General features: G+C 69.3%; 17 protein-coding genes and 2 tRNA genes. 16 read left to right on the top strand and 3 right to left on the bottom strand.

Annotation, left to right across the window (positions count from 1 at the left end):
* The first annotated feature begins 131 nt into the window (after window positions 1-131).
* Complete coding sequence (locus ACWD01_RS01145) at window positions 132-326, top strand: hypothetical protein (protein ID WP_356889802.1); 195 nt, start codon at window positions 132-134, stop codon at window positions 324-326.
* Window positions 327-476: 150 nt separating this feature from the next.
* Here the strand turns inward: ACWD01_RS01145 and ACWD01_RS01140 are convergent.
* Window positions 477-550: transfer RNA gene (locus ACWD01_RS01140), tRNA-Gly, on the bottom strand.
* Between the two features lie 140 nt (window positions 551-690).
* Between ACWD01_RS01140 and ACWD01_RS01135 the strand changes: the two genes are divergently transcribed.
* From ACWD01_RS01135 to clpX, 5 genes are all read left to right on the top strand, one after another.
* A tRNA-Pro gene (locus ACWD01_RS01135) sits at window positions 691-767 on the top strand.
* Between the two features lie 150 nt (window positions 768-917).
* Window positions 918-2,306, top strand: a complete 1,389-nt coding sequence (gene tig / locus ACWD01_RS01130; protein ID WP_451156771.1) for a trigger factor — start codon at window positions 918-920, stop codon at window positions 2,304-2,306.
* Window positions 2,307-2,602: 296 nt separating this feature from the next.
* Window positions 2,603-3,208, top strand: coding sequence for an ATP-dependent Clp protease proteolytic subunit (locus tag ACWD01_RS01125; protein WP_451157341.1), 606 nt, complete (start codon window positions 2,603-2,605; stop codon window positions 3,206-3,208).
* Window positions 3,209-3,254: 46 nt separating this feature from the next.
* Window positions 3,255-3,929 carry an ATP-dependent Clp protease proteolytic subunit gene (locus ACWD01_RS01120; RefSeq protein ID WP_451156769.1) on the top strand — a complete coding sequence of 225 codons (675 nt, stop codon included), beginning with the start codon at window positions 3,255-3,257 and terminating at the stop codon, window positions 3,927-3,929.
* A gap of 147 nt (window positions 3,930-4,076) precedes the next feature.
* On the top strand, window positions 4,077-5,366 hold the full coding sequence (gene clpX, locus ACWD01_RS01115) for an ATP-dependent Clp protease ATP-binding subunit ClpX (protein WP_356889808.1): 1,290 nt from the start codon (window positions 4,077-4,079) through the stop codon (window positions 5,364-5,366).
* A 71-nt stretch (window positions 5,367-5,437) separates the two neighbouring features.
* On the opposite strand, the gene ACWD01_RS01110 is transcribed toward clpX, so the two are convergent.
* Window positions 5,438-6,418, bottom strand: a complete 981-nt coding sequence (locus ACWD01_RS01110) for a hypothetical protein (RefSeq protein ID WP_451156767.1) — start codon at window positions 6,416-6,418, stop codon at window positions 5,438-5,440.
* Window positions 6,419-6,561: 143 nt separating this feature from the next.
* Entirely contained in the window at window positions 6,562-7,503 is a 942-nt protein-coding gene (locus ACWD01_RS01105) for a hypothetical protein (protein ID WP_451156765.1), read from the bottom strand.
* 137 nt (window positions 7,504-7,640) lie between these two features.
* Here ACWD01_RS01105 and ACWD01_RS01100 point away from each other — a divergent pair, with 137 nt between their 5' ends.
* The 10 genes from ACWD01_RS01100 to ACWD01_RS01055 all read left to right on the top strand — a co-directional run bounded on the left by ACWD01_RS01100 (window position 7,641) and on the right by ACWD01_RS01055 (window position 21,055).
* Entirely contained in the window at window positions 7,641-10,262 is a 2,622-nt protein-coding gene (locus tag ACWD01_RS01100) for a valine--tRNA ligase (RefSeq protein ID WP_451156763.1), read from the top strand.
* 80 nt (window positions 10,263-10,342) lie between these two features.
* A complete protein-coding gene (gene folC, locus ACWD01_RS01095) occupies window positions 10,343-11,896 on the top strand; it encodes a bifunctional tetrahydrofolate synthase/dihydrofolate synthase (RefSeq protein ID WP_451156761.1) in 1,554 nt (517 codons plus the stop codon).
* Between the two features lie 7 nt (window positions 11,897-11,903).
* A complete protein-coding gene (locus tag ACWD01_RS01090; RefSeq protein ID WP_451156759.1) occupies window positions 11,904-12,257 on the top strand; it encodes a DUF4233 domain-containing protein in 354 nt (117 codons plus the stop codon).
* 105 nt (window positions 12,258-12,362) lie between these two features.
* Window positions 12,363-12,776, top strand: a complete 414-nt coding sequence (gene ndk, locus ACWD01_RS01085) for a nucleoside-diphosphate kinase (RefSeq protein ID WP_451156757.1) — start codon at window positions 12,363-12,365, stop codon at window positions 12,774-12,776.
* A gap of 409 nt (window positions 12,777-13,185) precedes the next feature.
* Window positions 13,186-14,205 carry a rod shape-determining protein gene (locus ACWD01_RS01080; RefSeq protein ID WP_451157339.1) on the top strand — a complete coding sequence of 340 codons (1,020 nt, stop codon included), beginning with the start codon at window positions 13,186-13,188 and terminating at the stop codon, window positions 14,203-14,205.
* 150 nt (window positions 14,206-14,355) lie between these two features.
* A complete protein-coding gene (mreC, locus tag ACWD01_RS01075) occupies window positions 14,356-15,399 on the top strand; it encodes a rod shape-determining protein MreC (RefSeq protein ID WP_451156755.1) in 1,044 nt (347 codons plus the stop codon).
* A 13-nt stretch (window positions 15,400-15,412) separates the two neighbouring features.
* A complete protein-coding gene (mreD, locus tag ACWD01_RS01070; RefSeq protein WP_451156753.1) occupies window positions 15,413-16,084 on the top strand; it encodes a rod shape-determining protein MreD in 672 nt (223 codons plus the stop codon).
* A 16-nt stretch (window positions 16,085-16,100) separates the two neighbouring features.
* Window positions 16,101-18,266, top strand: a complete 2,166-nt coding sequence (gene mrdA / locus ACWD01_RS01065; RefSeq protein ID WP_451156751.1) for a penicillin-binding protein 2 — start codon at window positions 16,101-16,103, stop codon at window positions 18,264-18,266.
* A 3-nt stretch (window positions 18,267-18,269) separates the two neighbouring features.
* Window positions 18,270-19,469 carry a rod shape-determining protein RodA gene (gene rodA, locus ACWD01_RS01060; RefSeq protein WP_451156749.1) on the top strand — a complete coding sequence of 400 codons (1,200 nt, stop codon included), beginning with the start codon at window positions 18,270-18,272 and terminating at the stop codon, window positions 19,467-19,469.
* 68 nt (window positions 19,470-19,537) lie between these two features.
* Entirely contained in the window at window positions 19,538-21,055 is a 1,518-nt protein-coding gene (locus ACWD01_RS01055; protein ID WP_451156747.1) for a CYTH and CHAD domain-containing protein, read from the top strand.

The raw sequence follows: 21,055 nt of genomic DNA, 5'->3' as shown, positions 1-21,055 counted from the left end.
GATCTTGTCCAGGACGGTTCGTCACCCGGCCACAGGGGCAAGGGGGTTGATGGCACGATGGTGCGGGCAGGGGCGTGCTGGGCCGCGCGCTCCGGGCCGGTAAGGCGGACCGACCGAGGGTGTGATCAGTTGTGGCCATTTCACTGTCAGTGGTGCTTCTGTTGGCGATCGTCCTCGTGGTGTTGATCCGCGGCGGCTCCATCAAGGCCGGACCCGCCATCGTGGCGGCCCTCTTCGGCTTCTTCGTCGCCTCGACGGGCATGGCGCCGTCGATCGAGAGGTTCATGAACTCGATAGCCGAGACGATCAACCGGATCAGCTTCTGAGCCGCCCCGCCGCCGGGCCGAGGCGCGCACCGGGCGGGTGACGGAAAGAGTGAGCCCAGGCACACGTGCGGGTGCGCGGACGACAGTGAAGATCGGAAACGCCTCAGGGCCAGGCCGGAGGATGAACCTCCGACCTGGCCCTGAGGCGTGTGGAGCGGGCGACGGGAATCGAACCCGCGTAGCTAGTTTGGAAGACTAGGGCTCTACCATTGAGCTACGCCCGCACGCTCGCACCGCAGGTCACGTGGCCCGCGGCACGAGAAGCATCGTAGCGGGTCCGGGGCGCTCGACGCACACCCCGTCCGTCGTGCGGTAAAACGCGCGGCGCCCGCCCGCCGGGCATGTACCCTACGGTTCGCACCGACGGGGTGTGGCGCAGCTTGGTAGCGCGTCCGCTTTGGGAGCGGAAGGTCGTCGGTTCGAATCCGGCCACCCCGACCACCAGCAAGATCACGTTGTGAGGCGCCTCCCGCTTGCCGTTACTATGCAAGCTGCGTGCCCGTGTGTCTGATGTGCCGGGCTCGATCCGCTGAATCGCCGTTTTCGGTGCAGCAGAACCCCCAAGATGTCAGCCACCAAGGAGACCGAACCGTGAAGAGCGCCGTGGAGAACCTGAACCCGACCCGGGTTCGGCTCACTGTCGAGGTGCCCTTCGAGGAGCTCAAGGCCAGCCTCGACGCGGCGTACAAGAAGATCAACCAGCAGGTCACGGTCAAGGGCTTCCGTAAGGGCAAGATCCCTGCCCGAGTGATCGATCAGCGGTTCGGCCGTGGTGCGGTGCTGGAGGAAGCGGTCAACGACGCGCTTCCCAAGCTCTACACCGAGGCGGTCAACGAGGCCGAGCTGAACCCGCTGGGCCAGCCCGAGGTGGACATCACCGAGCTGAAGGACGGCGAGACGCTGGCCTTCACGGCCGAGGTCGACGTCCGTCCCGAGATCGAGATCCCGGACTACTCCGGTATCGAGGTCACCGTCGACGCCGTCGAGGTCAGCGACGAGGACGTCGAGAAGGCGGTGGAGGAGCTGCGTGAGCGCTTCGCCTCCACCAACCCCGTCGAGCGCGCCGCCGCCGAGGGCGACGTCGTCACGCTCGACCTCGAGGCCAAGGTCGACGGCGAGGTCCTGCCCGACGGTGTCGCCGAGGGTGTCTCGTACACCATCGGTTCCGGCGAGCTTCTCGAGGGCATCGACGAGGCCGTCACCGGCCTGGAGGCCGGCGGCGAGGCCACCTTCACCTCGCAGCTGAGGGGCGGCTCCGCCGAGGGCAAGGACGCCGAGGTCAGCGTCAAGGTCACCGCCGTGGCCGCCAAGGAGCTCCCCGAGCTGGACGACGACTTCGCCCAGATGGCGAGCGAGTTCGACACTCTCGAGGAGCTGAAGGCGGACAGCCGCAAGCGCCTTGCGAACATGAAGCAGTACGACCAGGCCACGCAGGCCCAGGAGCGTGTTCTCGAGAAGCTGCTCGAGCTGGTCGAGGTCCCCGTCCCCGAGAAGCTGCTCGAGGACGAGATCAACACCCGCAAGCACAACCTGGTCAACCACCAGCTGGGCCAGATGGGCCTCGACCTCGCCAAGTACCTGGAGATCCAGGGCAAGACCGAGGAAGAGTTCGATGCCGAGACCAAGGAGCAGGCGGTCAAGGGCATCAAGACCCAGTTCGTGCTGGACGAGCTGGTCAACAAGGAGAAGCTGAACGTCAACCAGGAGGAGCTCACCGAGCACCTCATGCGGCGTGCGCAGTCCTCCGGCATGAGCCCGGACCAGTTCGCCCAGGCCGTCGTCGAGGGTGGCCAGGTGCCGATGCTCGTCGGCGAGGTCGCCCGCGGCAAGGCGCTGGCCGTGGTCGTCGAGGCCGCCAAGGTCCTCGACACCAACGGTGAGGTCGTCGACCTCGAGGACGAAGAGGAAGAGACCGAGACCGCCGCCGAGACGGTCGAGGCCGCCGTCGAGGGTGACGGCGAGGAGAAGACCGAGGCCTGAGCCTCGCGCTGACCCTGCTACGGGCTCCGGGTGCCACTGTGGTGCCCGGGGCCCGTACGCGTACCGCCGCAGCCCCACGGGCCCGTTCCCGGCCGCCGTGGACCCGCTGGGGGCGCCGGGGTGGACGGTGTGGACCTTGCGCTCCGAGCGAACAGTTCGGGAAGCGGGATGGCTCTGTCCGACCTGCGCGTTAGGGTCCATGAATACGAGGGCAGGGGAGTCCCCGCCCCCGGTACGAAGACGCTGAGACGGCCGAAGCCGTCAGAGACGAGCAGGTGGAATACGTGACGAATCTGATGCCTACAGCCGCCGGCGAGCCCTCCATCGGTGGTGGCCTCGGCGACCAGGTCTACAGCCGGCTGCTCGGCGAACGCATCATCTTCCTGGGCCAGCAGGTCGACGACGACATCGCCAACAAGATCACCGCGCAGATGCTGCTCCTCGCCGCCGACCCGGACAAGGACATCTACCTCTACATCAACAGCCCCGGCGGTTCGGTGACGGCCGGCATGGCGGTCTACGACACCATGCAGTACATCCCGAACGACGTGGTGACGATCGGCATGGGCATGGCCGCCTCCATGGGCCAGTTCCTGCTGACCGGCGGTGCGGTCGGCAAGCGGTTCGCGCTGCCGAACACCGACATCCTCATGCACCAGGGTTCGGCCGGCCTCGGCGGCACCGCCTCGGACATCAAGATCCAGGCCGAGTACCTGCTCCGCACGAAGAAGCGCATGGCGGAGATCACCGCCCAGCACTCCGGCCAGACCGTCGAGACGATCATCCGCGACGGCGACCGCGACCGCTGGTTCACCTCCGAAGAGGCCAAGGACTACGGCCTCATCGACGAGATCATCTCCGCCGCCTCGGGCGTCCCGGGCGGTGGCGGCACCGGCGCCTGAGCCGCACCGCACCGACCCCCTCCCGAGCCCGCAGAACGCCACCAGGATGGTGAACACCCACATGAGCAACTTCTCCGCGAGCGGCCTCTACACCGGCCCGCAGCCGGACAGCCGCTACGTCGTCCCGCGCTTCGTCGAGCGCACCTCGCAGGGCGTGCGCGAGTACGACCCGTACGCGAAGCTCTTCGAGGAGCGCGTGATCTTCCTCGGCGTGCAGATCGACGACGCGTCCGCGAACGACGTCATGGCGCAGCTGCTGTGCCTGGAGTCGATGGACCCGGACCGCGACATCTCGATCTACATCAACAGCCCCGGTGGCTCCTTCACCGCGCTGACGGCGATCTACGACACGATGCAGTTCGTGAAGCCGGACATCCAGACGGTCTGCATGGGCCAGGCGGCGTCCGCCGCGGCCGTGCTGCTCGCCGCCGGCACGCCCGGCAAGCGGATGGCCCTGCCGCACGCCCGCGTCCTGATCCACCAGCCGTCCTCGCAGACCGGCCGCGAGCAGCTCTCCGACCTGGAGATCGCGGCCAACGAGATCCTGCGGATGCGTGAGCAGCTGGAGGAGATGCTGGCGAAGCACTCCACCACGCCGCTGGAGAAGATCCGGGACGACATCGAGCGCGACAAGATCCTCACGGCCGACGGCGCGCTCGCGTACGGCCTCGTGGACCAGATCGTCTCGACCCGTAAGAGCACGGCCGGAGCGGCCGCCTGACGTACGACGGCCCTTGGCGCGGTACACGACAATGTGTGAACCGCGCCAAGGGGGGCCCGAACCGAGGGCTCGGCAAGGTACCGTCGAATATGAGGCACCAGGAGCCGGCTGAACCAAGCCGCTCCCAGGCGATTGGGGAAGCACCTCGTGGCACGCATCGGTGATGGCGGCGACCTGCTCAAGTGCTCGTTCTGCGGAAAGAGCCAGAAGCAGGTGAAGAAGCTCATCGCAGGCCCCGGGGTGTACATCTGCGACGAGTGCATCGACCTCTGCAACGAGATCATCGAGGAGGAGCTCGCCGAGACCTCCGAGGTGCGGTGGGAGGAGCTCCCCAAGCCGCGCGAGATCTGTGAGTTCCTCGAGGGGTACGTCGTCGGGCAGGAGCCCGCGAAGAAGGCCCTCTCGGTCGCGGTGTACAACCACTACAAGCGCGTCCAGGCCGGCGAGAACGGCGGAGCGCAGGGCCGGGACGACGCGATCGAGCTCGCCAAGTCCAACATCCTTCTGCTGGGCCCCACGGGCTCCGGCAAGACGCTCCTCGCGCAGACCCTCGCCCGCATGCTGAACGTCCCGTTCGCCATCGCGGACGCGACGGCGCTCACGGAGGCCGGCTACGTCGGCGAGGACGTCGAGAACATCCTGCTCAAGCTGATCCAGGCGGCCGACTACGACGTCAAGAAGGCCGAGACGGGGATCATCTACATCGACGAGATCGACAAGGTCGCCCGCAAGAGCGAGAACCCGTCGATCACCCGGGACGTCTCCGGCGAGGGCGTCCAGCAGGCGCTCCTCAAGATCCTTGAGGGCACCACCGCCTCGGTGCCCCCGCAGGGCGGCCGAAAGCACCCGCACCAGGAGTTCATCCAGATCGACACGACGAACGTGCTCTTCATCGTGGGCGGCGCCTTCGCCGGCCTCGAGAAGATCATCGAGTCGCGCGCAGGAGCGAAGGGCATCGGCTTCGGCGCGACGATCCGCTCCAAGCGCGAGATCGAGGCGAGCGACCAGTTCCAGGAGGTCATGCCGGAGGATCTGGTCAAGTTCGGCATGATCCCCGAGTTCATCGGCCGCCTCCCCGTCATCACCTCGGTCCACAACCTGGACCGCGAGGCCCTCCTCAAGATCCTCGTCGAGCCGCGCAACGCGCTGGTCAAGCAGTACCAGCGGCTGTTCGAACTCGACGGCGTCGAGCTGGACTTCGACCTCCCGGCCCTGGAGGCCATCGCCGACCAGGCCATCCTCCGCGGCACCGGCGCGCGCGGCCTGCGCGCCATCATGGAGGAGGTCCTCCAGTCGGTGATGTACGAGGTCCCGTCCCGCAAGGACGTTGCCCGCGTCGTCATCACCCGCGACGTCGTCCGCAACAACGTCAACCCGACGCTGGTCCCGCGCATCGTCAAGGACGACGGCAACGGCCGCCACGAGAAGAGCGCGTAGCGCTCACCGCGTGAACACGTAAGGGGCGCCCGGTCATCGACCGGGCGCCCCCTTACGCGTGACGGGCGGTGTTACGCCTTGACGCGGACGTCGTTGCGGACGTCGGCAGCGAGCTTCGCCGCCTCGTCGAGCGAGGTGCCGGCCGCACCCTGGATCGGCTCGACGATGCCGATCGTGCTGTAGTCCGCCCAGAGACACATGTGCGTGTTCTGCACGACCCCAGTGAGCTTGTTCTTGCTCTCGGCCTGCTGGCACTTCATCAGAGCACCGTCCAGACCGTCGGGTTCGACCTCCTTGGGGTCCCCGATCAGCTTCGTATCGGAACCCTTGGTGTTCTTCTTGAATTCGGCCATCGTGGCGTCGAGAACCTTCTCCGGGTCCTCGATCTTGCCGTAGACGCCGATGAAGACGATGTTCTTCGCCTTCGACACCTTCTCGGCAGCCTCCGGGTCGCCGGGGGTGATGCCGGTCAGATCGATGGTCGAGTAGGTGCTGGCGATCGACATGGGGTCGGTGACCCCGCCGGCGGCCAGGACCGCCTTGCTGTCCTTGTCCGCCGGCTGCGGCTTCGGCTCGTCCTTGACGGCGCGCTTGTACTCGCCGCCGATGATGGTCGCCGGCGCCGTCAGCTTGTGCGCACCGTCGTCCTCCAGGCCGCCACCGCCGCCCAGCAGGAGGTAACCGCCGCCGCCGATGACTGCCAGGGCCACGACCACGGCGCCGATGATCAGGCCGGTCTTCTTGCCGCCACCGCCCTGGGCCGGCGGCGGGGGCGGGTAGCCGCCCGGCTGCTGCGCGCCGTACTGGGGCTGCTGGCCGTACGGGGCGGGCTGGCCGGGCTGCTGCGGGTAGCCGTACGGCTGCTGCTGCTGCGGCGGCACGCCCTGCGGGGCCTGCTGCGGGTACCCGTAACCGGGCTGCGGGGTCTGCGGCTGCTGGCCGTAAGGGCCCGGCTGGCCCTGCGGCTGCTGGCCGTAGGGCCCCGGCTGGCCGTACGGTCCGGGCTGCTGCGGCTGCTGCCCGCCGTACGGGCCCGGCTGGTTGTAGCTCATTCCAGTCCTCCTCGGATGGCGGCCGATGTGGGGCGGAGCGGCCGTTCCCTGCTTGTGTTCGACAAAGTCCTGGCGGCCTGGCCCCCAGCAGGCCGAAGGGCGCCGGGTGGCCCCGGGCGCCCTTCCGTCGCGACCTCTGCGGGTCAGAGCTTGACGCGAACTTCCTTGCGGAGCTTGGCGGTGGTGGCCGCCGCCTCCTCCGGAGCAATGGCCTTGCCGGACGCCATGGACGCGACATCCATGGGCATGACCATGCCCATGGTGCTGTAGTCGCTCCACACGCACATGGTCATCGACATCTCCTTCGGACCGGCGGTCGCGCCGGAGGAGGAGCCACTGAGATCCATCTTGGCTTCCTGGCACTTCAGAACCGCGCCGTCGAGCTCGGCAGGCTTGTACTCCTTGGGGCTGCCCACGAGCGTCACCTCCTTGTCGTCCTCCTTCTCCGCCTCCTGCTTCGTGAAGGCGAAGAATGCGTCGACCACAGCCTCCGGGTTCTCGATCTCGCCGTAGGCGCCGCCGAAGGTCAGCATCTTCTGCGTGAACGGGTTTTCCTTGTCCCCCGCCTGGTAGTTCGCGTTGACCTGCTTGGCGCCCTTCACGCCCCACTGCTCGGCGTTCTTCATGTCCTCGTCGGAGGAGTTGCTGCTGGAGTCCTTCTTCTTGTACTCGCCCAGCACCGTCGCCGGTGTCGTCAGCTTGTGCGGCCCGTCGTCGGCGACGTCGCTGCCGCCGCCGCCCGCGAACCACCACACACCGCCGGCGACGACGGCGACCGCGACGACTGCGGCTGTGACGATCAGCCCGGTCTTCTTCTTCGGCGCGCCGGGCGGGGGCGGCGGGACCTGGCCGTACTGCGGCTGCGCGCCGTACTGGGGCTGCTGGCCGTACGGGGCGGGCTGGCCGGGCTGCTGCGGGTAGCCGTACGGCTGCTGCTGCGGCGGCACGCCCTGCGGGGCCTGCTGCGGGTACCCGTAACCGGGCTGCGGGGCCTGCGGCTGCTGGCCGTAGGGCCCCGGCTGGCCGTACGGTCCGGGCTGCTGCGGCTGCTGCCCGCCGTACGGGCCCGGCTGGTTGTAGCTCATTACGGGTGGTCCCCTCGTGATGTTTACGTGTTGCGAACATCCTGTCCCAAGGCCGCGTCCAGGTGGGCGGCGGGGCCCACACCGTTACGGAAGAATCGGGTTTCAGTACGGCACTGTGACACCTCTAAACTGGCCGGGTGACCGAGAAGACTCAGCAGCAGACAGCGCCCCCTTCCGAACTGCCGACCCAGTACGCGCCGGCCGAGGTGGAGAGGCCGCTGTACGAGCGCTGGGTAGAACGGGGTTACTTCGAGGCCGACGCGAAGAGCGACAAGCCTCCGTTCACGGTCGTCATCCCGCCGCCGAACGTCACGGGCAGCCTCCACCTGGGCCACGCCTTCGAGCACACGCTGATCGACGCCCTCACCCGCCGCAAGCGGATGCAGGGTTACGAGACGCTGTGGCAGCCCGGCATGGACCACGCCGGTATCGCCACCCAGAACGTCGTCGAGCGCGAGCTCGGCAAGGAGGGCAAGTCCCGCCACGATCTGGGCCGTGAGGCGTTCATCGAGCGGGTCTGGCAGTGGAAGGGCGAGTCCGGCGGCCAGATCTCGGGCCAGATGCGCCGCCTCGGCGACGGCGTCGCCTGGTCGCGCGAGCGCTTCACCATGGACGAGGGGCTCTCCCAGGCCGTCCAGACCATCTTCAAGAAGCTCTACGACGACGAACTGATCTACCGCGCCGAGCGCATCATCAACTGGTGCCCCCGCTGTCTGACCGCCATCTCCGACATCGAGGTCGAGTACCAGGACGACGACGGCGAGCTCGTCTCCATGACGTACGGCGAGGGCGACGAGACCATCGTCGTCGCCACAACTCGCGCCGAGACGATGCTCGGTGACACCGCCGTCGCCGTCCACCCCGACGACGAGCGCTACCGGCACCTGGTCGGCAAGCGGATCAGGCTGCCGCTGACGGACCGTACGATCCCGGTCGTCGCGGACACGCACGTCGACCCCGAGTTCGGGACCGGCGCCGTCAAGGTGACGCCCGCCCACGACCCGAACGACTTCGAGATCGGGCAGCGGCACAACCTGCCGTCGCTCGCGGTCATGGACGAGCGCGCCGTCATCACCGTCCCGGGCCCGTTCGAAGGGCTGGACCGGCTGGAGGCGCGCAGCGCCATCGTCGGCGCCCTGCGCGCCGAGGGCCGGATCGTCGCCGAGAAGCGCCCGTACGTCCACTCCGTCGGCCACTGCTCTCGCTGCAAGACCACCATCGAGCCGCGTCTTTCCATGCAGTGGTGGGTCAAGGTCGGTCCGCTGGCGAAGGCCGCCGGCGACGCCGTCCGCGACGGCCGGGTCAAGATCCACCCGCAGGAGATGGAGAAGCGGTACTTCGACTGGGTCGACAACCTCCACGACTGGTGCATCTCGCGCCAGCTGTGGTGGGGCCACCGCATCCCGGTCTGGTACGGCCCGAACGGCGAGACCGTCTGCGTCGGCCCCGACGAGCAGCCGCCGACGGGCGAGGGCTGGCACCAGGAGACCGATGTCCTCGACACCTGGTTCTCCTCCGGCCTGTGGCCGTTCTCCACGCTCGGCTGGCCCGAGCAGACCGAGAGCCTCGCGAAGTTCTATCCGAACTCCGTCCTGGTCACCGGCTACGACATCCTCTTCTTCTGGGTCGCCCGGATGATGATGTTCGGCCTGTACGCGATGGACGGCACCCCGCCGTTCCACACCATCGCCCTGCACGGCATGGTCCGCGACCAGTTCGGCAAGAAGATGTCCAAGTCCTTCGGCAACGCGGTCAACCCGCTGGACTGGATGGACAAGTACGGCTCCGACGCGCTGCGGTTCACGCTCGCGCGCGGTGCCAACCCGGGCGTCGACGTCCCGATCGGCGAGGACTGGGTCCAGGGCTCGCGGAACTTCGCGAACAAGATCTGGAACGCCACCCGCTTCGCGCTGATGAACGGCGCCACGGTCGAGGGCCCGCTGCCCACGCCCGAGGAGATGTCGTCCACCGACCGCTGGATCCTGTCGCGGCTGAACACGACGGTCGCCGAGGTCGACGCGTACTACGAGGACTACCAGTTCGCGAAGCTCTCGGAGACGCTGTTCCACTTCGCCTGGGACGAGGTCTTCGACTGGTACGTCGAGCTGTCCAAGACGACCTTCTTCGCGGGCGGCGAGCAGGCGAAGGTGTCCGGCCGGGTCCTCGGCGAGGTCCTGGACGTGATGCTGCGACTGCTGCACCCGGTCGTCCCCTTCGTCACCGACACGCTGTGGACGACGCTGACCGGCGGGGAGTCGCTGGTCGTCGCCGACTGGCCGGCCGACAGTGGTTTCCGTGACGAGGCCGCGGAGCGGGAGATCGAGCTCGTCCAGCAGGTCGTCACCGAGGTCCGCCGGTTCCGCAGCGACCAGGGTCTGCAGCCCGGCCAGAAGGTCCCGGCCAGGCTCATGCTGGACGGCACGGCGCTCGCGCCGCACGAGGCCGCGATCCGTCAGCTGCTGCGTCTGCAGCCGGAGGGCGAGGGCTTCCACGCCACCGCTTCCCTCCCGGTCGCCGGTGCGACCGTGGCGCTCGACCTGTCGGGCACGATCGACGTCGAGGCGGAGCGCAAGCGGCTGACGAAGGACCTGGGCGCGGCGCAGAAGGAGGTCGCGCAGGCGACCGCCAAGCTCGGCAACGAGGCGTTCCTCGCCAAGGCCCCGGACCAGGTGGTCGACAAGATCCGGACCCGGCTCGCCAAGGCCGAGAAGGACATCGCGCGGATCGACAGCCAGCTCGGCAGCCTGCCCGAGAGCTGACGGACGGCTGCGGCCGGGGCCCCGGGGGACTCCCCGGGGCCTCGGCCTTTTCTGTCGGTGCCCGTCCGTAGACTGGACCCGTGAGCGAGCACCCCGATCCCTTCGACGAGTCCGACGCCTTCGACGAGCAGGACGACCAGGACGAGTCCGCCGCGTCCGACACCTTCGACAAGATCGTCGACGCAGAGACCGACCGCGACCCCGACCTGGCGGTGATCGAGGCCGGCAGCCGCACGCTGCGCGCACAGGCCGGGATGCCGCAGGCCGACCATGTGCCCGCCCGGCCCGCGGACCCGGAGGTGGACAAGGCGCTCCGGGAGGTCGAGGCCGATCTGGCGACGCGCTGGGGCGAGACCAAGCTGGAGCCCTCCGTCGCCCGGATCGAGGCGCTGATGGACGTGCTGGGCGAGCCCCAGCGGGCGTACCCGTCGATCCACATCACGGGCACGAACGGCAAGACGTCCACGGCCCGGATGATCGAGGCCCTGCTCTCCGCGTTCGAACTGCGCACCGGCCGGTACACCTCGCCGCACGTGCAGTCGGTCACCGAGCGGATCAGCCTGGACGGCGCGCCCGTGTCCGCCGAGCGGTTCATCGAGACGTACCAGGACATCAAGCCGTACGTGGAGATGGTCGACGCGAGCCAGGACTATCGGCTCTCCTTCTTCGAGGTGCTCACCGGCATGGCGTACGCCGCATTCGCCGACGCGCCGGTGGACGTGGCCGTCGTCGAGGTCGGCATGGGCGGCAGCTGGGACGCGACGAACGTGATCGACGGCTCGGTCGCCGTGGTCACCCCCATCGACCTCGACCACACCGACCGGCTGGGCTCCACGCCCGCCGAGATCGCGGTGGAGAAGGCCGGGATCATCAAGCAGGGTGCGACGGTCGTACTGGCGCAGCAGCCGGTGGACGCGGCGCAGGTCATGCTGAAGAAGGCCGTCGAGGTCGACGCGACGGTCGCCCGCGAGGGCATGGAGTTCGGCGTCGCCGCGCGCGAGATCGCGGTCGGCGGGCAGCTCCTGACGCTGCGCGGCCTGGGCGGAGAGTACGACCAGATCTTCCTCCCGCTGTACGGCGCGCACCAGGCGCACAACGCCGCGGTGGCGCTCGCCGCGGTGGAGGCGTTCTTCGGTGTGGGCGCGGGGGAGTCCCGCACTCTGGACGTGGACACGGTCCGCAAGGCGTTCGCCGCCGTGTCGACGCCCGGCCGGCTCGAGGTCGTGCGCCGCAGTCCCACCGTCGTGCTGGACGCCGCGCACAACCCGGCGGGCGCGCGGGCGACGGCGGCGGGCGTCACGGAGTCGTTCGGCTTCTCGCGCCTCATCGGCGTGGTGGGGGCCAGCGACGACAAGGACGTCCGCGGCTTCCTGGAGGCGTTCGAGCCGATCTTCGCGGAGGTCGTCGTGACGCAGAATTCGAGCCACCGCGCGATGGACGCGGACGAGCTCGCCGCGGTCGCCGTGGAGGTCTTCGGCGACGAGCGGGTGGTCGTCGAGCCGCGGCTGGACGACGCGCTGGAGGCGGCGATCACGCTTGCTGAGGAGGAGTCCGAGTTCGCCGGCGCCGGTGTGCTGGTGACCGGTTCGGTGATCACGGTCGGCGAGGCCCGGCTGCTGCTGGGGAAGGGCTGACATCGACGTGCGTACGCTCTGTGCATCGACCCTGATCGGCGAGTTCTTCGTGATCGGCTTCGCCGGTCTGGTCGCCATGAAGTCGGACGACGTCTCGATGACGGCGGTCTGGACGGTCTGCGGCGTCCTGATGCTGGTGTCGCTGCTGCTGTGCGGCATGATCACCCGGCCGGGCGGGATCCAGCTCGGCTGGGCGCTGCAGATCGCGCTGATCGCCAGTGGGTTCGTGGTGCCGACGATGTTCTTCCTCGGCGCCCTCTTCGCCGGTCTGTGGTGGGCCTCCGTCCACTTCGGCCGCAAGGTCGACGAGGCGAAGGCGAAGTGGGCCGCGCAGGCGGACGCGGGGGCCGAGGCCGAGTAGGCGGCAAGGGCGGTCGTCGGGCCCGGGGCGGGTGACGCCCCGGGCGTCACACCCGGTAATCTCGCCCCAACCGCACACTTCCTGGCCTGCAAGGAGCCGCACACCATGACTCAGCGCACCCTCGTCCTTCTCAAGCCGGACGCTGTCCGTCGCGGACTCGTGGGCGAGGTCATCGGCCGCATCGAACGCAAGGCCGACTGGAAGATCGCCGCGCTGGAGCTGCGGCAGCTGGACCGCGCCACCCTGGAGCAGCACTACGGCGAGCACGTCGGCCGGCCGTTCTACGAGCCGCTGGTGGAGTTCATGCTCTCCGGTCCGGTCGTCGCCATGGTCGTCGACGGAGAGCGCGTCATTGAGGGCGTACGCCAACTGGCCGGTCCCACGGACCCGATCGCGGCCGCTCCCGGGTCCATTCGGGGCGACTTCGGCACAATCGTCCGGGAGAATCTGATCCACGCTTCGGACTCCGAGGAGTCCGCCATTCGGGAACTGAAGCTTTTCTTCCCCGGCCTTTCCTGACAGCGCATCAGCCGAAGCGCGCCGAGGGGCCTTCCGGGCGATCTTTTCCTGGCCGCAGGCTCTCGGCAGCGCGGTCCGGAAGGGGCCCGGTCACGGCGCTCTCCCCCTAACCACCGGGCCCGGGGCCCACTGGTCGGCGCCACTGGACGGATCCCCGCAGACAGCCCGCACAGGGCCCTGCCCTGGGGCGACCGATGGAATTTCGGTCGCCCTTCGGTATATGCAGGGGTATTGCGGGAACGCATCGCCCCAACGCATCGTCACCATTAACAAGAGGTGGACCACCGCGCGGTGTCGCTGCAGGCGGCACTACGATGTAAGCCTCCACGCCACACGCACCCACCTCGCCATCCTGAAAAGCCGTCAACGCTCGATTGGGAAGGCCAGACGCATCCTCATGGGGAACAACATGTCGTTCATCGGCCGTGACATGGCTGTTGACCTCGGGACCGCCAACACGCTGGTGTACGTCAGAGGCCGGGGGATCGTTCTCAACGAGCCGTCCGTCGTCGCCATCAACACCAACACGGGCGGCATTCTCGCGGTCGGCGCCGAGGCGAAGAAGATGATCGGCCGGACGCCGGGGAACATCGTTGCCGTCCGGCCGCTGAAGGACGGCGTGATCGCCGACTTCGAGATCACCGAGCGGATGCTCCGCTACTTCATCCTGAAGATCCACAAGCGCCGGTACCTCGCCCGGCCCCGTGTCGTCGTCTGCGTGCCCTCCGGGATCACGGGAGTCGAGCGCCGCGCGGTCATCGAGGCGTCGACGCAGGCGGGTGCGCGGCAGGTCCACATCATCGAAGAGCCCATGGCCGCCGCCATCGGCTCCGGACTCCCCGTCCACGAGGCCACCGGCAACATGGTCGTGGACATCGGCGGCGGCACCACGGAGGTCGCCGTGATCTCGCTCGGAGGAATCGTCACGGCACAGTCCATCCGTGTCGCCGGCGACGAGCTGGACAACGCGATCATCCAGCACATCAAGAAGGAGTACTCGCTCCTCCTCGGTGAGCGGACCGCGGAGAACATCAAGATCACCATCGGTTCCGCGTACGAGATGGAGACGGAGGAACACACGGAGATCCGCGGCCGCGACCTGGTGTCCGGGCTGCCCAAGACCGTGGTCATCTCCGCCGCCGAGGTCCGCAAGGCCATCGAGGAGCCGGTCAACGCGATCGTCGACGCGGTGAAGACCACGCTCGACAAGTGCCCGCCCGAGCTGTCCGGCGACGTCATGGACCGCGGCATCGTCCTCACCGGCGGCGGTGCGCTGCTGCGCGGACTGGACGAGCGGCTGCGCCGCGAGACGGGCATGCCGATCCACATCGCGGAGAACCCGCTGGACTCGGTGGCGCTCGGGTCCGGCAAGTGCGTCGAGGAATTCGAGGCGCTCCAGCAGGTGCTGGACTCCCAGCCGCGTCGTTAGCCGGTCGGGCCGGTCCGTCCGACGGCCCGGCCATGCGCCGTACGGGGGTCGGCAGGCCACCACTTGGGGTCCTCCCCGCGCCGAGGCGGGGGGAGGATCGTTGCTCCACACGACACGACCATTCCTACGAGGAAGGCACGGCCGCCGCACGTGAGGGACACAAAGGAGAGCCGGCTGCTCCTGGTGCTGCTGATCGCCATCGCTTTCGCCTTGATCACGGTGGACATCCGCGGCGGTGAGGAGTCACCGGTCGACGGTGCCCGACAGGCCGCGGCGTCGGTCTTCGGCCCCGTCGAGAACGGTGTCGCGGCGGCCGTCGATCCGATCGGCAACGCGATCGGGGCGGTCCGGGACTCCGGTGACCGCCACGACCGCATCAAGCAGCTCCAGCTGGAGAACGCCCAGCTCAAGCAGCGGCTCGGCAGCGACGAGCGCAAAGAGAGCAGACTGCGCCAGCTGGACGGCCTGATCAGAACGGCCGCCGCCGGGCAGTACGGCATCAAGGGCGCGGAGGTCATCGCCATAGGAGCGGCCCAGGGCTTCTCCTGGACGGTGACCATCGACATCGGCTCCGACGACGGCATCCGGCGCGACATGACCGTCATCAACAACGACGGACTCGTCGGCCGGGTGACCACCGTCGGCCCGCGCACCTCGACCGTGCTGCTCGCCAACGACCCCGACTTCACCGTCGGCACCCGTATGGAGAAGACCGACGAACTGGGCTTCGCGACCGGCCAGGGCGACCGGCCGCTGCTGGTCCAGCTCCTCAACGGCAAGTCGAAGGTCAAGAAGGGCGACCGGCTCGTCACCTTCGGCTCGCAGGCCAACAAGCCCTTCGTGCCGGGCGTCCCGGTCGGCGAGGTCGTCCGCGTGGATCCCGCCCGCGGCGACCTCACCCGCAACGTGTATGTGCGGCCGTACGTCGGCTTCAGCAAGCTCGACATCATCGGCGTCGTCGTCCAGGCCCCGCGCAGCGATCCGCGCGACACGGTCCTGCCGTCGAAGCCGGTCGCGCCGGAGCCCACGCCCACGGTCACCGTGACGGTCACCCCGGGAGCGATCCCGCCGGAGGGCGAAGGACAGGCACAGGGCGACGGCCAGGCGCAGGGCGACAGTCTGCCGCAGGACGGCGGCCTCGATCCCGGCGCGGGTGACGGCGGCGACGCCACAGGCCAGAACGACGACCAGTAGGAGCTGATCCGTCATGCGTTTCAACCGGATGCTGCTCTCCACGGCGCTGGTCGTGGTCGCCCTCGTCCTCCAGGTCTCCGTCCTCTCCCGACTCCAACTGCCCGGCGCGGTACCCGACCTGATGCTGCTCACCGTGCTCGGACTGGCGATGGTGTACGGGCATGTGGCCGGCGCGTTCGTCGGCTTCGGCGCCGGTCTGCTCGCCGACCTCGCCCCGCCCGCCGACCACGCCGCCGGCCGCTACGCCCTCGTGCTGTGCGTCATCGGCTATCTCGCCGGTCTGGTCCGCCCGGAGAACGGCAAGCCGCTGCGGTCGGCCACCGGCCCCATGGCCGTGGTCGTCGCGGCGGCCGTCGGCTCCACGCTGCTGTACGCACTGGTCGGCGCCCTGGTGGGCGACGACGCGGCCCGCCACGTGGGCCTGACGAGCCTGCTGTTCACCGCCGTGATCTACGACCTGATCCTCGCGCCGTTCACGGTCCCGCTGATCATGTGGCTCGCCAGACGCAGCGACAACGATCCGCTCGCCGAGAGCCAGAGCCCGGCCGGCACCGACGTCGCCGCGGGCTGGCTGTCCTCCGGCACGGGACTGCGCATCGGAAGCCAGCGCGGCGGCCTGCGGCTCAGGGCGGCGAAGACACGCGCCGCACGGGCCGGACGCATCAAGGGAGTCAAGCGACTGTGACCGAGGGGGCAGCAGCGTGAGCAACATTCCGGAGACGGGACGGACCGCCCGGGTCCAGATCCGCCTCGTCATCATCCAGGTACTCGTCTTCTCCCTCCTCTTCACCCTCGGCGGCCGGCTCTGGTACCTCCAGATCCGCAACGGCGAGGAGTACACCGACGAGGCGAAGAGTAACCATGTGCAGCGGGTCGTCCAGCCCGCGATCCGGGGCTCGATCCTCGACGCCCGCGGCGTGCCGCTCGCCGACAACGAGACCCGCCTCGTGGTCTCCGCCTCCCGCACCGAACTGATGAAGATGAAGGACGACGGAAAGGCCGTCCTCACCCGGCTCGCCGGCGTCCTCGGCATGAAGCCGAAGGACGTCATCGACAAGGTCCGGCTCTGCGACTCCAAGACGCCCCAGCCCTGCTGGAACGGCTCCCCGTACCAGCCGATCCCGGTCACCGACGAGGCCACCACCCAGCAGGCGCTGCAGATCCGCGAACAGGCCGAGCACTTCCCCGGCATCACCGCGGAGCCCACCGCCGTCCGCCGCTACCCGGCCCCCGGCAAGGCCCGTACCGCGCAGGTGCTCGGCTATCTGTCCCCCGTCACCGACGAGGAGATCCAGAAGGCCAAGGACAGCCCCTCGCCCTATCTGCGCTCCGACCAGGTCGGCCGCAGCGGCCTGGAGCGCAACTACGACAAGGAACTGCGCGGCCAGGCGGGGGTCACGTCCTACGAGGTGGACAAGCTCGGCCGGGTCATGGGCCAGACCGAGGCGGACCCGGGCGTGCCCGGCTCCCACCTCGTGACGAGCATCGACGCCCGTGTCCAGGGCGTCGCCGAGTACGAGCTGAACCAGGCGATGAAGATCGTACGGAAAGAGACCGACAAGATCACCGGTCGCCCGTACGAGGCCGACGCGGGCGCCGTCGTCGTCATGGAGGCCAAGACCGGCCGGGTCGTCGCCATGGCCTCCCAGCCCGACTACGACCCCAACGCATGGGTCGGCGGCATCTCCGCCAAGGACTACGCCAAGCTCACCGGCAAGGAGTCCAACCACCCGCTGCTGAACCGGGCCACCCAGGGCCAGGCGCCCGCCGGCTCCGTCTTCAAGGTGGTCTCGGCGAGCGCGGCCGTGCGGGCCGGCCACCCCTTCAACGACCTCTACAACTGCAGCAGCTCCTACAGCATGGGCAACCGGAGCTTCGCCAACTTCGAGTCCCAGGGGCATGGCCCCATCACTCTCGGCGATGCTCTCAAGTACTCCTGCAACACCGTCTTCTACCGTCTCGGCCACGAGGAGTGGCAGCGCGACGGCGGCCTCAAGCCCAAGAAGGACGCCAAGGACTGGTTCTACCGGACCGCCCGTGACTTCGGGTTCGGCGCCGAGACCGGCATCGACCTGCCGAACGAGGTCAAGGGCCGCGTCCCCGACCGCCAGTGGAAGCAGGACTTCTGGGAGGCGAACAAGGACGCCTGGTGCAAGCAGGGCAAGAAGGGCGGCACCTATGTCCAGCAGATCGCCTATGAGAACTGCCTCGAAGGCAACCAGCTGAAGGCCTTCGACAGCATCAACTTCGCCATCGGCCAGGGGGACGTGCTCATCACGCCCATCCAGTTGGCCACCACCTACGCCGCCATCAGCAACGGCGGCACCCTCTACAACCCCACCATCGGCAAGGCCGTGATCAGCCCCGACGGCAAGCGGATCGAGGAGATCAAGCCCCAGTCCCACGGCAAGCTGCCCGTGGACGCCCAGACCATCAAGGACCTCGACAAGGGCCTGCGCTCCGTCGTCGGGCCCGGCGGCACCGCCTCCTGGAGGTTCGGCGGCTGGCCGCAGGACAAGATCCCGATGCGGGCCAAGACCGGTACCGCGCAGGTCTACGGCAAGCAGACCACCTCGTGGTTCGCCACCTACACCGACGACTACACGATCGTCATGACGATCTCCCAGGGCGGCACCGGCTCCGGCGCCTCCGGACCCGCGGTGCGCAACATCTACGAAGCGATGTACGGCCTGGACAAGGAGGGCAACCAGGACCTGAAGAGGGCCCTGCTCCCCAAGCCGCAGAAGAAGCTGCCCAAGATCCTGCCGGACGGCTCGATCGAGACCCCGGAGATCAAGCCCTACGTGCCCCCGAAGCCGAAGGACACCGAACAACTGCTCGCGGGCGCACCCGCGCGGAGGGACTGAGCCATGACCACCGGTGGCTTCTCCGTCTCCGGCTACGGGCCGGAGCGCGGCGGGATCTGGAGCCGGCTCAGCGCCCGTGACTCGGTGGTGCGCAGGCTCGACTGGCCGATCCTGTTCTCCTCCGTCGCGCTGTCCCTGCTCGGCGCGCTGCTCGTGTGGTCCGCGACCCGCGGACGCACCGAGCTCAACCAGGGCGACCCGTACTACTTCCTGGTCCGGCACCTGCTCAACACCGGCATCGGCGTGGTGCTGATGATCGGCACCATCTGGCTCGGGCACCGCACCCTGCGCGGCGCGGTGCCGGTGCTGTACGGGCTGTCCGTGGTGCTCGTGCTGCTCGTCCTCACCCCGCTGGGCGCCACCATCAACGGGGCGCACGCATGGATCCAGCTCGGCGGCGGATTCTCCCTGCAGCCCTCCGAGTTCGTGAAGATCACGATCATCCTCGGGATGGCGATGCTGCTCGGCGCCCGGGTCGACGCCGGCGACCAGGCGTATCCCGACCACCGCACCGTCGCCAAGTCGCTGGGGATCGCCGTCATTCCGATGGTGATCGTCATGATGATGCCGGACCTCGGCTCGGTCATGGTCATGGTGGTGATCGTCCTCGGCGTACTGCTCGCCTCCGGCGCGTCCAACCGCTGGGTCTTCGGCCTCATCGGCGCCGGCGCGGCGGGCGCGGTGGCGGTCACCGCGCTCGGACTGCTCGACGAGTACCAGCTCAACCGCTTCGCCGCCTTCGCCAACCCCGAACTGGACCCGTCCGGCGTCGGCTACAACACCAACCAGGCGCGGATCGCGATCGGCTCCGGCGGGCTGTACGGCGAGGGCCTGTTCAACGGCCACCAGACCACGGGCCAGTTCGTGCCCGAGCAGCAGACCGACTTCATCTTCACCGTCGCCGGGGAGGAACTCGGCTTCCTGGGAGCCGGGCTGATCATCTTCCTGCTGGGTGTGGTGCTGTGGCGCGCCTGCCGGATCGCACGCGAGACGACCGAGCTGTACGGCACGATCGTGGCCGCCGGGATAATCGCCTGGTTCGCCTTCCAGTCCTTCGAGAACATCGGCATGACCCTCGGCATCATGCCGGTCGCCGGCCTGCCGCTGCCGTTCGTCTCCTACGGAGGCACGTCGATGTTCGCCGTGTGGATCGCGATCGGGCTGCTCCAGTCGATCCGGGTCCAGCGCCCCATAAGCGCGTAGCCCCCGGGGGCGTCGTCTCCGGGCCCGGAGGGCTGCCGCTCGGGGAGAGGGCGGGCTAGATTCATGGAATGGCGGACACCAAGCGCGAGATCGAGCGTAAGTACGAAGCCACCCCCGACACCCCGATGCCCGACCTGAGAGAAGTGCCCGGCGTGGCCGACGTCGTGGGGAAGGGGGTCGCCGAGCTCGACGCCGTGTACTACGACACGGCCGACCTGCGGCTGGCAGCCGCGTCCGTCACCCTGCGCCGCCGGACCGGCGGCGCGGACGCCGGGTGGCATCTCAAGCTGCCGGTGTCGCCCGGGGTGCGGGACGAGATCACCGCGCCCCTGTCCGACGGGGTTCCGGCCGGACTCGCCGCCCTGGTACGGGCGTACGCACGGGGCGAGGAACTCGTCCCCGTGATGCGGCTGCTGTCCTCCCGGGACGTGCACCACCTCGTCGACGCCGACAGCGCGCTCCTCGCCGAACTCAGCCGGGACGCCGTCGTCGCCGAGCGGCTCCACGGCGGGGACGGCACCGCCCAGTGGGACGAGATCGAGGTGGAGCTGGCGGACGGCGGCGACCCGGCCTTCCTGGACGCCGTCGACAAGCGGCTCCGCAAGGCAAAGGTGCGCGCGGCCGCAGCCCCGTCGAAGCTCGCCAGGGCGCTCACCGAGACCGGTGCGGGTCCGGCCCGCCCGTCCGAGCCGCCCAGGGCGCGCACCGCCGGGGACCATGTCCTCGCGTATCTGCGCGAGCAGACGGCCGCGATCGTCGCGTACGACCCCGGTGTGCGGCGCGACATGCCCGACGCCGTGCACCAGATGCGGGTCGCGACCCGGCGGCTGCGCAGTGCGCTGCGCACGTACCGCAAGGTCCTCGACCGGCATGCCACGCAGCCGGTGATCGACGAGCTCAAGTGGCTCGCGGGGGAGCTGGGCGTGGCCCGTGACCAGGAGGTGCTCGCCGAGCGCCTGCACAGCCGGGTCGACGCCGTACCGGCGACACTGCTGCTGGGCCCGGTCGCCGCACGGCTGCGGCTGTGGTCCGTCCAGGGGGCGGTGGAGGCGCGCAGGACCGCCGTCGCCGCGCTCGACAGCGACCGGTATCTGGCGCTGCTCGACGCGCTGGACGCGCTGCTCGCCGACCCGCCGCTGCTGAAGGCCGCGGCACACGCGGCCGAGGGCGTCCTCGCCGCGGCGGTGCTGAAGGAGTACGACCGGCTGGCCGACCGCATGGACATGGCGCTGTCGCTGCCCGTGGGCGAGGAACGGGACCTCGCCATGCACGACGCCCGCAAGGCCGCCAAGCGCGCACGGTACGCGGCCGAGGTGGCGCGGCCCGCGCTCGGGAAGGCGGCGAAGCGCTTCGGGAAGCGGGTGAAGGCGGTGCAGCAGGTCCTCGGCGACCACCAGGACAGCGTGGTCGCACGCGAGGCGCTGCGGGACCTCGCGGTCCGCGCGGACGCGGCGGGCGAGAACGCCTTCGTCTGGGGGCTGCTCCACGGCCGGGAGGAGGCCCGCGCCGGGGCCCGGGAGACGGAGCTCCCCGGGGTCTGGGCAGCGGCGTCGGCCCCGGAAATCCGGGCGGCGCTCGACGGCTGA

It is taken from the genome of Streptomyces sp. NPDC002835 (assembly GCF_053591995.1).
Note: the sequence above shows the minus strand (reverse complement) of the source record. Positions and strands in the feature narration are given on the sequence as shown.